Source organism: Serratia sp. HRI (assembly GCF_010119335.3).
GTDB classification, from domain to species: Bacteria; Pseudomonadota; Gammaproteobacteria; order Enterobacterales; family Enterobacteriaceae; genus Serratia; species Serratia nevei.
Genome location: NZ_CP083690.1, coordinates 3,015,380 through 3,029,611 on the forward strand (window position 1 = coordinate 3,015,380; position 14,232 = coordinate 3,029,611).

The 14,232-nt window shown below is 61.7% G+C and carries 14 protein-coding genes; 12 read left to right on the forward strand and 2 right to left on the reverse strand.

The window, feature by feature from the left end; translation table 11 throughout:
* Positions 1 to 51 precede the first annotated feature (51 nt).
* Entirely contained in the window at positions 52 to 2,610 is a 2,559-nt protein-coding gene (gene mrcA / locus GF111_RS14435; protein WP_047729686.1) for a peptidoglycan glycosyltransferase/peptidoglycan DD-transpeptidase MrcA, read from the reverse strand.
* A gap of 121 nt (positions 2,611 to 2,731) precedes the next feature.
* Here mrcA and pilM point away from each other — a divergent pair, with 121 nt between their 5' ends.
* The 12 genes from pilM to trpS all read left to right on the forward strand — a co-directional run bounded on the left by pilM (position 2,732) and on the right by trpS (position 12,762).
* Positions 2,732 to 3,565: a pilus assembly protein PilM gene (gene pilM, locus GF111_RS14440; RefSeq protein ID WP_147190215.1), complete on the forward strand. Its 834-nt coding sequence runs from the start codon at positions 2,732 to 2,734 to the stop codon at positions 3,563 to 3,565.
* On the forward strand, positions 3,565 to 4,104 hold the full coding sequence (locus GF111_RS14445; RefSeq protein WP_038878152.1) for a PilN domain-containing protein: 540 nt from the start codon (positions 3,565 to 3,567) through the stop codon (positions 4,102 to 4,104). The genes pilM and GF111_RS14445 overlap by 1 nt, the downstream gene beginning before the upstream one ends.
* Positions 4,097 to 4,591, forward strand: coding sequence for a hypothetical protein (locus GF111_RS14450; protein WP_038878151.1), 495 nt, complete (start codon positions 4,097 to 4,099; stop codon positions 4,589 to 4,591). The genes GF111_RS14445 and GF111_RS14450 overlap by 8 nt, the downstream gene beginning before the upstream one ends.
* Complete coding sequence (locus GF111_RS14455; RefSeq protein ID WP_038878149.1) at positions 4,584 to 4,946, forward strand: HofP DNA utilization family protein; 363 nt, start codon at positions 4,584 to 4,586, stop codon at positions 4,944 to 4,946. The genes GF111_RS14450 and GF111_RS14455 overlap by 8 nt, the downstream gene beginning before the upstream one ends.
* Entirely contained in the window at positions 4,943 to 6,187 is a 1,245-nt protein-coding gene (gene hofQ, locus GF111_RS14460) for a DNA uptake porin HofQ (protein ID WP_049193826.1), read from the forward strand. Before GF111_RS14455 ends, hofQ begins: the two co-directional genes overlap by 4 nt.
* A 349-nt stretch (positions 6,188 to 6,536) precedes the next feature.
* Positions 6,537 to 7,058: a shikimate kinase AroK gene (gene aroK / locus GF111_RS14465; RefSeq protein WP_004391482.1), complete on the forward strand. Its 522-nt coding sequence runs from the start codon at positions 6,537 to 6,539 to the stop codon at positions 7,056 to 7,058.
* 106 nt (positions 7,059 to 7,164) lie between these two features.
* Positions 7,165 to 8,265, forward strand: a complete 1,101-nt coding sequence (aroB, locus tag GF111_RS14470) for a 3-dehydroquinate synthase (RefSeq protein WP_038878145.1) — start codon at positions 7,165 to 7,167, stop codon at positions 8,263 to 8,265.
* A 156-nt stretch (positions 8,266 to 8,421) separates the two neighbouring features.
* Positions 8,422 to 9,435, forward strand: a complete 1,014-nt coding sequence (locus GF111_RS14475; RefSeq protein ID WP_055312771.1) for an SPOR domain-containing protein — start codon at positions 8,422 to 8,424, stop codon at positions 9,433 to 9,435.
* An 84-nt stretch (positions 9,436 to 9,519) separates the two neighbouring features.
* Positions 9,520 to 10,332, forward strand: a complete 813-nt coding sequence (gene dam, locus GF111_RS14480; RefSeq protein WP_038878140.1) for an adenine-specific DNA-methyltransferase — start codon at positions 9,520 to 9,522, stop codon at positions 10,330 to 10,332.
* Positions 10,333 to 10,383: 51 nt separating this feature from the next.
* Entirely contained in the window at positions 10,384 to 11,061 is a 678-nt protein-coding gene (gene rpe, locus GF111_RS14485) for a ribulose-phosphate 3-epimerase (protein ID WP_019456160.1), read from the forward strand.
* The gene (locus tag GF111_RS14490) at positions 11,054 to 11,752 is read left to right on the forward strand and encodes a phosphoglycolate phosphatase (RefSeq protein WP_047729689.1); all 699 of its coding nucleotides are present in this window, start codon (positions 11,054 to 11,056) and stop codon (positions 11,750 to 11,752) included. Before rpe ends, GF111_RS14490 begins: the two co-directional genes overlap by 8 nt.
* 2 nt (positions 11,753 to 11,754) lie before the next feature.
* Positions 11,755 to 12,762: a tryptophan--tRNA ligase gene (gene trpS, locus GF111_RS14495; protein WP_025304534.1), complete on the forward strand. Its 1,008-nt coding sequence runs from the start codon at positions 11,755 to 11,757 to the stop codon at positions 12,760 to 12,762.
* A gap of 51 nt (positions 12,763 to 12,813) precedes the next feature.
* On the opposite strand, the gene cysG is transcribed toward trpS, so the two are convergent.
* Entirely contained in the window at positions 12,814 to 14,217 is a 1,404-nt protein-coding gene (cysG, locus tag GF111_RS14500) for a siroheme synthase CysG (protein WP_094460849.1), read from the reverse strand.
* Positions 14,218 to 14,232: the final 15 nt, after the last annotated feature.

Here is a 14,232-nt window from a genome sequence, read left to right on the forward strand (position 1 = left end):
TACGCTTCGCGCCAAACAAAAAAAGGGCCAGATTTCTCTGGCCCTTTTCGATCAGAACAGCTCGTGGCTTTCACCGCCCGGATCGGTCAACGTGGTGCCGGTATCGCGCGATGGGTAGTCCGTCGGCTGAGTTCCTTCGATGAAGTACTCGGAACGGCTACCGCCGCCACCGCCAGAGAGCTTGCCGCTGCTCTTGTCGATGGTGACGCTGATGATGCCCGGCGGCGGCGTGACTTTCTGCTCCGGGATGCCTTCCAGCGCGGTCTTCATGAAGTCGTCCCACGCCGGCTGGGCGCTCTTGGCTCCGCCTTCACCGCCGGAAATCTGATCCGGGATGGCGCCGGATACCGTCGAACGGCCCAGGTCGCGGCGATGATCGTCGAAACCGATCCATACCGACGTCACGGTATCCGGGCCATAGCCGGAGAACCAGGCGTCTTTGGAACTGTTGGTGGTACCGGTTTTGCCACCGATATCATGACGTTTCAGATCGCGCCCGGCGCGCCAGGCCGTGCCCATCCAACCCGGTTCACCGAAGATGTTGCTGTTCAGCGCGTCGTGGATCAGGAAGGCCAGCGGCGTGCTGATTACGTGCGGCGCATACTGTTGGTCGCCGTCCTGCTGCACCTGAGCCGGGGTAACCTGCTCCAGCTGCGGCATCGGCACCGTGCTGTTGCTGCCTTCCTGCGAGGTGGCGACGTTTTCGATGTTGTCGTCGGACAGCACCGCCGAACGGTGGGTATCGCCGTAGATCACCGGCAGGTTGCAGCTGCTGCACACCACTTTCGGTTTGGCTTCGAATACCGTATTGCCGTTGTCGTCTTCAATTTTGGTGATGAAGTACGGGTCAACCAGGTAACCGCCGTTCGCCAGCACCGCGTAGCCGCGTACCAGCTGCATCGGGGTGAAGGAGGCAGAGCCCAGCGCCAGCGATTCAGTATGCACGATGTTTTGCGCCGGGAAGCCGAAGCGCTGCAGATATTCCGCCGCGTAGTCGACGCCCATCGCACGCATCGCGCGCACCATCACCACGTTCTTCGATTGCCCCAGCCCCTGCCGCAGGCGAATCGGGCCGTCGTAGGTCGGCGGCGAGTTCTTCGGCCGCCAGTCGGTGCCGGCGCCGGCATCCCAGCGGGTAATCGGCAAGTCGTTCAGAATGGTGGCCAGCGTCAGGCCTTTATCCATCGCGGCGGTGTACAGGAACGGTTTGATGTTCGACCCCACCTGGCGCAGAGCCTGCGTGACGCGGTTGAACTTGCTCTGGTTGAAATCGAAACCGCCGACCAGCGCTTTCACCGCGCCGTCGTTCGGGTTGATCGAGACCAGCGCCGAGTTGACGTCCGGGACCTGCGACAGCCACCAGGCCTCGTTCACTTTACGCACCCATACCTGCTGGCCGGCCTGCACCACGTCGGTGACGCGTTTCGGCGTTGGGCCTTGCTGCGTGTCTGAACGGTATGGGCGCGCCCAGCGCATGGTCGCCATCGGCAGGGCAATGCTGCTGCCGTCGGCCAGCATCGCCGTCGCTTCCTGCGGGTTGGCGGCGGTGATCACCGCCGGCGCCAGCGGGCCGTAGTTCGGCAGATTTTTCAGCGAATCGACAATCTGTTTGCGATCCCAGGCCGCTTCGCCGACTTTCCACAACACGTTGGACGGGCCGCGGTAGCCGTGGCGCATGTCATAGGCCAGCACGTTGTTGCGTACCGACTCTTGCGCCGCCAGCTGCAGCCGTTTGGTGACGGTGGTGTAAACCTTGTAACCGTCGGTATAGGCATTTTCACCGTAGCGCTTGATCATCTCCTGACGCACCATCTCGGAGAGATACGGCGCGGAGAAGCTGATTTCCGGCGCATGGTAGTTGGCGACCAGATCTTCGGCGCGCGCCTGATCGTACTGCGCCTGCGTGATGTAGTGTTCGTCCAGCATGCGCGACAGCACCACGTTGCGACGGGCAACGGCGCGATCGTGCGAATAGAGCGGGTTGAAGGTGGACGGCGCTTTCGGCAGGCCGGCGATGGTCGCCATTTCGCTCAGGGTCAGCTGGCTGACGTCTTTGCCGAAATAGACCTGAGCGGCGGCACCCACGCCGTAGGCGCGGTAACCCAGATAGATCTTGTTCAGATACAGCTCAAGGATTTCATCCTTGGTGAGCATCTGCTCGATGCGCACCGCCAGGAAGGCTTCCTTGATTTTACGCATCAGGGTGCGTTCCGGGCTTAAGAAGAAGTTACGCGCCAGCTGTTGGGTAATGGTACTGGCCCCCTGCGAAGCGTGGCCGGAGACCAGCGCGATGGAGGCGGCGCGGAAGATGCCGACCGGATCGACGCCGTGGTGATCGTAGAAGCGGCTGTCTTCGGTGGCGATGAATGCGTGCACCATCACCGGCGGAATTTGATCCAGCTTCAGCGGAATGCGGCGCTTCTCGCCATATTGGGCGATCAGTTCGCCATCGGCGCTGTAAACCTGCATCGGTATTTGCAGCCGCACGTCTTTCAGCGTTGCGACGTCGGGCAGCTGCGGCTCGACATATTTGTACAAGCCGAAAATCGAGGCTGCTCCCAGCACGATGCAACATACTGCAAGGATTAGTAAATACTTTACGAACTTCACCTGAGATTTCCCATTTCTAAGTCATTTGGGCAGTTTATAAACAACCGCGCGGTAGTATAAAGGCAAGCCTGCGACATGGATATGTTCTTTTATCATCTGATGTTATGGAGGCTTGCGAAACATGTTCCCTCAAGCATGGCAGGTGGGGCTGGATATACAAATCGACTGCGTGCGGGCGGTGGCGGCCCAACGCCGCCGCAACGGCTGGCAGTTGCGCCACTGGTGGCAGCAGGCGCTGCCGCAGGCAGTTTTACGCGACGGCTGCCTGGAACCTTCCGAATTCCTGATCCGGGCGCTGCGGCAATGGCGCGTCCAGCTGCCGCGACATATTTCCTTACGCATTGCCCTGCCGGCGCAGCGCGTGTTGCAGCAGCGTATGGCGCGGCCTGACGCGCGGCTGCGCGAGCCGGAACGCAGCGACTATATCGGCGGCCACGGTTTGAAGCAGTTTCCGCTCGACGGCCAGACGCTGGCGCTCGACTATCGCGCCGCACCGGGGAATGAGGCGGCGCTGCTGTTGACCGCCGCGCGGCGGCAGGAGCTGCAGCAGTGGCTGCATTGTTTGCGTCAGGCTGGCCTGCACCCGCAAGCGGTCGATATCACTCCCTGCGCGCTGCGGGTGATGGCGACGGCGGCGGGCGTGCCGCCCGCCGCGGGGCTGATGCATCGCCTCGATCGGGAATGGCTGTGGGTGGCGCCGGCCGATGGCGCCTTCGCCTTTGGTCTGGTGCCGGGCGACGATGGTGCTCAGGCGCTGCGGGCGCTGCAAGCCCAGACGCCGGTGGGCGACGATCGGCCTGTCTATGCCGGCAGCGTGCTGGTGGGAGCCCTGCCTGCCGGTTGCCTTGCCTGGTCGCCGCTCAGCGCCTTCACGCAGCTGCGTCCGCCGTTGCCTGTCCATCCCTCGGCGTTCGCGTTGGCCGGTGGTCTGGCGCTGCGCGAGGAGGATCGTTGATGTATCAGGTCAACTTTCTGCCCTGGCGCCAGCGCCGCGATCGGCGACGCGCCTATTTCTGGCTGGGCGTGCTGTTGTTGCAGGTAATGGCGCTGCTGCTGGCACTGTTCCTGGTCGCCGGCCAGCTGCGTCACCAACAGGCGCAGCGGCAGGCGCGGCTGGCGATGTTGGGTGAGGAGCTGGCGGCATTGACGTCGTTTGCCCGCCAGCAGCAACAAGAGCGGGCGCAGCAAGCGATGCACAGTGCCCGCGCCGAACGGCAGGCAAATAACGCCCAACATAACCGGCGTTATTTGCAGCTGCTGCAGCAATTGTCCTCCAGCATTCCTCCGCCGCTGTGGCTTACGGCGTTGGACAGCAATGCGGCGAACGGCCTACGGCTGCGTGGATTGAGCCGCTCTCCTGCGGCCATCACGCAGTTCGAACGGCGGCTGGCGGGGATACCTGCGTTGCCACGGCTGCATTTGGCTGAGGTGGCACAACGCGAAGATGGCCTGTACTCCTTTCATCTGGCGGCGCAGTGGGGGCGTGATGGATAGCCGTTTGTCATCCGGGCTGCGCCTCTGGCTGAGCTTGCCGGGCTGGCTATTGCTGCTGTCGCAAGGGGTGGGCATCGGCACGCTGGCGCTGTTGGGCGGCGGTTGGCTGCTGCAAGACGAATGGCGTCAGCGGGAAAACGCGGCGGAGCGGCAACAGCGCCTGCTGCAACAGATCGCTATGGTGCAGAGCCAGTTGGAAGAGACGCCGCAAACCGTTATCCCGGCGGCGGCGCTTGCGCCGACCACCACCGGCGATTTGGCGAGCGTGCTGCAACGGGCGGGGGGCGCTTTGCTGCGCTGGCAGCGGCAGGAAAAACCGCCGCGGCAAACGCTGAGCTTGCGCATTGATTACACCGGCTTGCTGGTGCTGCTGGAGGCGCTGCCCGCCGATTTACGCCTCGAGCAGCTGAGCGTGGAGACGCCGCCCCTTGGCATGACGGCGCGGTTGGTTTTGCAGGATGCCACCGAGGATCAGCCCGATGAGTAAAAGACCCGGCCGTGGGTGGTGGTGGCTGCTATGGCCGTGGGCCCTAAGCGCTGAGCCGCGCGACCCGTTTGCGCCGCCTCCGCTGCCTGCTTGTGCCCAAACGGCGGCATCGCCGGCGGGCTGGCGACTGAAAGGCGTCATCGGGCAACCGACGTTGCGCTATGGCTGGGTGGTGACGCCGGCGGGACAATGGTTGCGCCTGCGGCCGCAGCAGCGGGTGCTGGCCGAGCGCTGGCAGGTGACGCAGGTGCAGGCGCGCAGCCTGACGTTAACGGCGCTGGCGGCCGAACCGGATTGCCCGGCGAGCCAGGGCGACATCTCGCTGATAATGGACAACAAGGATGGTAAGCCATGAAGGGACGCGCTGGACTGGGCGTGGCGCTGTGGTGTCTGACGCTCGGCGCCGCACAGGCGCAGGATAAACAGGTTATTTCGCTGGAGTTTCAGGATGCGCCGGTCACGGTCATCCTGCAGGCGCTGGCGGATTATCGGCAGATGAACCTGATCGCCGCGCCCGGCGTGAGCGGCAACCTGACGCTGCGGCTGGAGAATGTGCCCTGGCCTCAGGCGCTGGCGCTGACCCTGCGCATGGGCAAACTGGCGATGACGCGTGAGGGTAACGTGATGCTGATTGCGCCGGAGCCGGACGCGCAGGAAAAAAGGCAGCAGCGAGAGGCGCTGGCACAGCGGCAACCGCTGCACAGCCTGAGCCTGACGTTACAGAACGGCGATGCGGCGGAGATTGCCGAAAGCCTCAATGCCCAACGCGGCGCCTTGCTCAGCGAGCGGGGCAGCGTGCTGGCGGATAAGCGCACCAATACGCTGCTGCTGCGCGACACCGCGCCGATCCTGGCGCAGTTGAAAAAGCGGGTAACGGAAATGGACGCGCCGCTGGCACAGGTTCAGCTGGCTGCGCATATCGTGACCATCAACAGCGAAAGCCTGCGCGAACTCGGCGTGCGTTGGGGATTGGCGCCCGACGACAGGCCAGCGCAGCCACTGCGGCCGGGTAATCTCGGCGTCAACCTGCCGCTGGAGCGCAGCGCGGTGAACGTCGGTTTCCACCTGGCACGCATCAGCGGGCGTTTGCTGAGCCTCGAGCTGACGGCGCTGGAACAGGAGAATCAGGTGGAGATCATCGCCAGCCCGCGCCTGCTGACGGCGCACCTGCAAACCGCCAGCATCAAGCAGGGAACCGAGATCCCTTACGAAGTGTCAAGCGGCGCCAGTGGTGCGACCGCCATCGAGTTCAAAGAGGCGGTGCTGGGCATGGAGGTGACGCCGAAAGTGTTGCCGGACGGGCGCATCACGCTGACCTTGCACATCAGCCAAAATATGCCGGGGCGCGCCATCAGCCGAGGCGCGGGGGAAGCGCTGACCATCGATAAACAGGAGATTAAAACGCAGATCACGGTGAAAAACGGTGAAACCCTGGTGCTCGGCGGTATTTTTCAACGGCATAGCGGCAAGACGGCGGACAAGGTGCCGGGATTGGCGGACGCGCCGTTATTGGGAGGCTTGTTCCGACAAAGCGGCGCACAACAGAAAAAACGCGAGCTGGTGATCTTCATTACGCCGACCCTGATTAAAGGATAAGCGGCTACCTGTCAGGCGGACGGCAAATCTCCTAAAGTTGATGAGCAGATACACTTTTTTATCTCCTTGGGGGGATCTGCGTTTGACGCTGCGGCCGATTTAGCTTACAAGGGTTACCGAATTGAGCACCGAGGTTTTTTGTTAGCGTCAAGACGCCGTTAAAAACATATGGTTTCCCTCCCGCGGCGTGGATTGCGATTTATTCGGTTGCCAAACTACCAAGAGTGTTGAGATAATTTTTCGTCTGATCTCGCACTATCGCTCATGAGGTTTCAGTTTAGGTCCCGCCGCTGATTTGATTGGCGGGGCGGGTTAACATTAACGAATTGTCTTAGTAATACCGAAAAACATGGCAGAGAAACGCAATATCTTTCTGGTTGGGCCTATGGGTGCCGGCAAAAGCACTATTGGCCGTCAGTTAGCTCAGCAACTCAATATGGAGTTCTTCGACTCCGATCAAGAAATTGAGCGACGTACCGGAGCTGACGTGGGCTGGGTATTCGACGTGGAAGGGGAAGAAGGTTTCCGCGATCGTGAAGAAAAAGTCATTAATGAACTGACGGAAAAACAAGGGATTGTGTTGGCGACCGGCGGCGGTTCGGTGAAGTCGCGCGAAACGCGCAACCGTCTGTCCGCGCGCGGTGTGGTGGTCTATCTGGAAACCACGATCGAGAAGCAGCTGGCTCGTACCCAGCGTGATAAAAAACGCCCGCTGCTGCAGGTCGATTCTCCGCCGCGTGAAGTGCTGGAAGCCTTGGCGAAAGAGCGCAATCCGTTGTATGAAGAGATTGCCGATGTCACCATCCGCACCGACGATCAGAGCGCTAAAGTGGTTGCTAACCAGATCATCAACATGCTGGAAAGCAACTGATTGCCGATTTTCGCGTTCGCCGTCGGCCAATGCGGAAAACTGATTTGTGTTCCCCGCCGCTGCGGGGATCAACCACCGCCGCACCATACAGAGAACTGAGCGCGACATGGAGAGAATTACTGTAACGCTTGGGGAGCGCAGCTACCCGATTACCATCGCCGCCGGATTGTTTAACGATCCGGCTTCTTTTATGCCGTTGAAGGCGGGTGAGCAAGCGATGTTGGTCACCAACCAGACCCTGGCGCCGCTCTATCTGGAGCGCGTCCGGCAGGTGCTGGAGCGGGGCGGCGTCGTGGTGGATCAGGTGATCCTTCCCGATGGTGAGCAGTACAAATCTCTGGCGGTGTTGGATCAGGTGTTTTCGGCGCTGCTGGAAAAACCGCACGGGCGCGACACGACGCTGATCGCGCTCGGTGGCGGCGTTGTCGGCGATCTGACCGGCTTTGCCGCCGCGTGCTATCAACGCGGCGTGCGTTTCATTCAGGTTCCCACCACGCTGTTGTCGCAGGTGGATTCTTCCGTGGGCGGCAAGACCGCCGTCAACCACCCGCTCGGCAAAAACATGATCGGCGCTTTCTATCAACCCGCTTCGGTGGTGGTTGATCTGGATTGCCTGAAAACGTTGCCGACGCGTGAACTCTCTTCCGGCCTGGCTGAAGTCATCAAATACGGGATCATCCTCGATCGCGAGTTCTTCGTCTGGCTGGAAAACAACATCGATGCGCTGATGGCGTTGGATATGCAGGCGTTGGCCTACTGTATCCGCCGCTGCTGCGAGCTGAAGGCCGAGGTCGTGGCTGCCGACGAACGCGAAAGCGGCCTGCGCGCCTTGCTGAATCTGGGCCATACTTACGGCCACGCCATCGAAGCCGAAATGGGCTACGGCGTATGGCTGCACGGCGAAGCGGTGGCTGCAGGCATGGTGATGGCGGCGGAAACCGCGCACCGTCTTGGCCAGTTCTCCGTTGAAGATATCGAACGCATCAAAACGCTGCTGCTGCGCGCCGGGTTGCCGGTTTGCGGGCCGCAGGAAATGACGCCGGAGTCCTATCTGCCGCACATGCTGCGCGACAAGAAAGTGCTGGCGGGTGAACTGCGTCTGGTGCTGCCGACCGCGATCGGTGCGGCGGAAGTGCGCGGTGGCGTAGGGCATGAACTGGTGTTGGCGTCGATCGCCGCCTGCCTGCCTGAGCAGCAGCGTAATTAAATCGGACCAAGTAACAGTGGCTTAGCCGCCATTTGCATCTATATTAATACAGTGAGCAGAGCACGACGGGTGTCGCTTTGCCATCATCGGGTTAATCTGCCCGTGCCACGGTAGGTCTACGGTGGTGGGCTTTTGCCTCTAGTTGGAGGGTTTCAGATGGACGAGTTTAAACCGGAAGACGATCTCAGACCTGATAGCAGCGATCGTCGTCCTACGCGTTCGCGCAAGCCGGCCGCCGCGCCGCGCTTCGCCGTTTCGCGCCAGCATTTGATGATCGGCATCGGCATTTTGGTGCTGTTGCTGCTGATTATCGGTATCGGTTCCGCCTTGAAGGCGCCGACCAAGCATGAGGTGGCTCAGGATAGCGGCGCACAAAACGGCGCGGCTCGCGATATCAACCTGTCCGGTTCTTCGTCGCTGACCACCGCCAACAACGGCGTGCCGGGCGGCACGACGGATACCCACGACAACAACGGCGTGAGTGCGACTCAGCCGCAGCAACCGCAGAACGTCAGCGTTCCGCCGATCTCAGGCACGCCGACCGAAGCGCAAACTCAGCCTCAGCAGGGCGGTGCGCAGCAGCGCGTCGATCTGCCGGGCAACATGGCGGATGCGCTGTCGCAGCAGCAGGGGCAAGTGGATGCCGCGACCCAGGGCATGACCGGCGCAGCCTCGACGCTGCCGACCGCACCGGCGACGGTGATGAGCGGCGCCGCAGCGCGCGAGGCGACTCGCCCTGTGCAAGGTACCGCGCAGCAACAGCATAAAACGCCGGCGAAAACTGCCGCCACCAAACCGACCGCGACGCAGCATAAATCACCGACTACGGTGTATACGCCGCCGGCCAAGCCGTCTTCCACCGCGAAAGCGGGAGCGGTCAGCAGCAGCGGCAGTTCGCTGCAGTCTGCACCGGGCAGCCATTACACGCTGCAGCTGAGCAGCGCTTCGCGTTCCGATACGCTGAACGCCTACGCCAAACAGCAGAAGCTGCAGAACTACCTGGTGTACGCCACCAAGCGTGACGGCAAGCCGTGGTATGTGCTGGTAAGCGGCAACTACGCGTCTTCCGCAGAAGCGAAGCGCGCCATTGCTTCGTTGCCGGCGGATGTACAGGCGAAAAAACCATGGGTCCGACCTGTACATCAGGTACAGCAAGATCTTAAAAAATAAATCATTTAAATTTGTGCGCTGATGTGCTGTCTGAAACAGAGTACAATCCGCCGCTCTGAATTGTATAAGTAGCTAATTGACGGCATGAAGAAAAACCGCGCTTTTTTAAAATGGGCTGGTGGAAAATACCCGCTGGTAGACGAGATTCGTCGCCATCTGCCGGCGGGAGACTGCTTAATCGAGCCCTTCGTGGGGGCGGGATCCGTCTTCCTGAATACGGATTACGACGCCTACATTCTCGCCGACATCAATAGCGATCTTATCAACCTGTATAACATCGTTAAGCTGCGCACGGATGACTTCGTGCGCGATGCCCGCACGCTTTTCGCCGATGAATTCAATAACTCGGATCAGTTTTACCTGCTGCGAGAAGAGTTCAATACTAGCACCGAGCCTTACCGCCGGGCGCTGCTGTTCCTGTACCTGAACCGCCACTGCTATAACGGCCTGTGCCGCTATAACCTGCGCGGCGAGTTCAACGTACCGTTCGGCCGCTACAAGAAACCGTACTTCCCGGAAGAAGAGCTCTACTGGTTTGCCGAAAAATCGCGCAATGCCACTTTTGTCTGCGAGCATTACCGCGATACCATGGCGAAGGCCGTGGCCGGCGCCGTGGTGTATTGCGATCCGCCTTATGCGCCGCTGTCGGCGACGGCGAATTTCACCGCTTACCATACCAACAGCTTCAGCATCGCCGATCAGCAGAGCCTGGCGCAATTGGCGCATCAGCTCTCGGTAGAGAGCCGGGTACCGGTATTGATCTCCAATCACGATACCGAGCTGACGCGCGACTGGTACCAGAATGCTGCGCTGTATGTGGTGAAAGCGCGCCGCACGATCAGCCGCAATATTCTGGGCCGCAGCAAAGTGAACGAGCTTTTGGCGCTGTATCGCTAAGCCGGGGGCACCCCGGCGCATAACAACTCGACCCTACGTTTGGAGAAGCGGATGAAAAAGTTTTTGATTGCCCCGTCCATTCTGTCGGCAGATTTTGCCCGGTTAGGTGAAGATACCGCCAACGTGCTGGCCGCAGGCGGCGACGTGGTGCACTTCGACGTGATGGACAACCACTACGTGCCCAATCTGACCATCGGTCCGATGGTGTGCGAAGCGCTGCGCAACTACGGCATTACCGCGCCGATTGACGTGCACCTGATGGTCAAACCGGTGGACCGCATCGTGCCTGATTTCGCCAAGGCCGGCGCGTCTTATATCTCTTTCCACCCCGAAGCTTCCGAGCATGTCGACCGCACCATTCAGCTGATCAAAGAGCACGGCTGTAAAGCCGGCCTGGTGTTCAACCCGGCCACGCCGCTGAGCTACCTCGATTATGTGATGGATAAAATCGACGTGATCCTGCTGATGTCGGTTAACCCAGGCTTCGGCGGCCAGTCGTTCATCCACGGCACCCTGGACAAGCTGCGCCAGGTGCGCAAGCTGATCGACGACAGCGGTCGCGACATCCGCCTGGAAGTCGACGGCGGGGTGAAGGTGGATAACATCGCCGAAATCGCCGCTGCGGGCGCCGATATGTTCGTCGCCGGTTCCGCCATCTTTGGCCAGCCGGACTACCGTAAGGTGATCGACGAGATGCGCAGCGAGTTGGCGAAGGTTTCCCATGGCTGATTTCGGCGCGATCCGCGCATTGGCCTTCGATCTGGACGGCACGCTGGTCGACAGCGCGCCGGGCCTGGCGGCCGCCATCGATATGGCGCTGGAAGAGACGGGCCTGCCGCAAGCGGGTGAAGAACGGGTTGGCACCTGGATCGGCAACGGCGCCGACGTGTTGGTGCAGCGCGCGCTGCGCTGGGCGGAAGCGGAAGGCACGCCGGAGCAGTGCGGCCGGCTGCGTGAACGCTTCGACCATTTCTATGCGCAGACCGTTGACAGCGGTAGCCGCCTGTTCCCGCAGGTGCAAGAGACGCTGGCCCGGCTGGCCGCGCACGGCTACCCGATGGCGCTGGTGACCAACAAACCGACGCCGTTCGTGGCGCCGCTGCTGGCGGCGCTGGGCATTGGCGACTATTTCTCGCTGGTGATCGGCGGCGACGACGTGACGGAAAAGAAACCGCACCCGGCGCCGTTGTATCTGGTGCTCGGCAAGCTTGGGCTGCGCGCGCATGAACTGCTGTTCGTCGGCGATTCACGCAACGATATTCAAGCCGCGCAGGGCGCCGGTTGCCCAAGCGTCGGCTTTACCTACGGTTATAACTACGGTGAATCGATAGCCCTGAGCCACCCCGATCGGGTGTTGGAGCGCTTCGCCGATTTGTTGCCCGCTCTTGGGCTGTCATCTTTAGAGAATCAGGAAATTTAAACATGAGTAAGCCCATCGTATTTAGCGGCGCGCAGCCGTCCGGCGAACTGACCATCGGCAACTACATGGGTGCGCTGCGTCAGTGGGTGCAGATGCAGGACGACTACGACTGCATCTACTGCATCGTCGATCTGCATGCCATCACCGTGCGCCAGGACGCCGAGAAACTGCGCAAGGCCACGCTGGATACGCTGGCGCTGTACCTGGCCTGCGGTATCGATCCGGAAAAAAGCACCATCTTCGTGCAGTCGCACGTGCCTGAGCACACGCAGCTGAGCTGGGTGCTGAACTGCTACACCTATTTCGGCGAACTGAGCCGCATGACGCAGTTCAAAGACAAATCCGCACGCTACGCGGAGAACATCAACGCCGGGCTGTTCAGCTATCCGGTGCTGATGGCGGCGGATATCCTGCTGTATCAAACCAACCAGGTGCCGGTGGGCGAAGACCAGAAGCAGCACCTGGAACTGAGCCGCGACGTGGGGCAGCGTTTCAACGCGCTGTATGGCGACGTGTTCAAAGTGCCGGAGCCGTTTATTCCTAAATCCGGCGCGCGCGTGATGTCGCTGCAGGAACCGACCAAGAAGATGTCCAAGTCGGACGATAACCGCAACAACGTGATCGGCCTGCTGGAAGATCCGAAAGCGGTGACCAAGAAGATTAAGCGCGCAATGACCGACTCGGAAGAGCCACCTGTCGTGCGTTACGACGTGGTCAACAAGGCGGGCGTCTCCAACCTGCTGGATATTCTCGCCGGCGTGACCGGCAAGAGCATCGCGCAGTTGGAAGCCGAGTTCGAAGGCCAGATGTACGGCCACCTGAAAGGCGCGGTGGCGGAGGCCGTCTCCGGCATGCTGGGTGAGCTGCAGGAGCGTTATCACCGCTTCCGTAACGACGAAGCCTATCTGCAGCAGGTGATGCGCGACGGTGCCGCCAAGGCCCGCGCACGCGCGCAGGAAACCCTGGCGAAGGTCTATCAGGCCGTCGGTTTCGTACCGCCGCAGGCGTAACGCCGGCGAAAATAAAAAAAGCGGCCACGGGCCGCTTTTTTTACGTCGGTATCACGCCATTTGCGCCAGGCCGGCGGGTGATGCCTCGCTGGCGAACCAGTTGAGTTTGCTGCGCAGGCTGACCACGCTGCCGACGATGATCAGGCTGGGGCTGGCGGCCTGCAGTGACAGGGCGCCCAGTTGGCCGAGCTCGCCTTCGATCACCCGCTGGCGGCAGGAAGTGCCGTTTTCTACCAGCGCCACCGGCGTGGTGGCCGCCAATCCATTCGCGATCAGCTGGCGTTGGATCTCCGCCGCCTGCGACAGCCCCATATAGAACACCAGCGTCTGTTGCCCGGCGGCCAGCGTCGCCCAGTCCAATCCGCCGTCGGCCTTGGCGTGCCCGGTCACCAGGCGTACGCTCTGCGCATGGTCGCGGTGGGTGAGCGGGATACCGCTGTAGGCTGAACAGCCGGAGGCGGCGGTGATGCCCGGCACCACCGAGAACGGCACGTTGGCGTCTGCCAGCGTCTCCAGCTCTTCGCCGCCGCGGCCGAAGATAAAGGGATCGCCGCCCTTCAGACGCACCACGCGTTTGCCTTGCTGCGCCTGCTGCAGCAGGATTTGGTTGATTTGCTCTTGCGGCACGCAGTGGTGCCCGGCGCGTTTGCCGACGAAGATACACTCGGCGTCGCGGCGCACCAGCGTCATGATCTCTTCGGAGACCAGCCGGTCGTAAACCACCACGTCGGCCTGCTGGATCTGCTGCAACCCTTTCAGCGTCAGCAAGCCGGCATCGCCCGGCCCGGCGCCCACCAGCACCACTTCACCGCGATCTTCCGGCTGTTCGCTGAACAGCTGCTCGAGCTGGCGTTCGGCCAGCGTGGCGTCGTCGTTGGCCAGCGACTGCGCCAGCCGATCGTGGGCGAATAACCGTTCCCAGAAGCGACGGCGCGCGCCGAGGCTGCTGAAGCGTTGTTTTACCCGCTGCCGCAGCGAGCCGCCCAGCTGGGCCAGCTTGCCGAGGTGCTGCGGCAGCATCGCTTCCAGCTTCTCGCGCAGCAGCCGCGCCAGCACCGGCGCTTTGCCGCCGGAGGACACCGCCACCATGATCGGCGAACGATCGATGATTGACGGCATGATAAAGCTGGCGCGTTTCGGATCGTCCACCACGTTGCAGAACACCCGCTGCTGGTTGGCGCACTGATACACCAGTGCGTTGACCTCCAGCCGGTCGGTGGCGGCGATCACCAGCCATTTTTCCGCCAGCAGTGCCGGACTGAATTCGCCTTCGGCCAGCGTCAACCGGCCTTCTTCCGCCCACAGGTGGAAATGCGGGGTGAAGTCCACGGCGTTGACGGTCAGCGCTGCGCCGGCGTCCAGCAGCAGGCGTGCCTTGCGTTCGGCGATCTCGCCGCCGCCGACCAACAGGCAGGCTTTATGTTGCAGTTGGCAGAAAATCGGCAGGTAGTCCATCGGCATTCCTCGGGG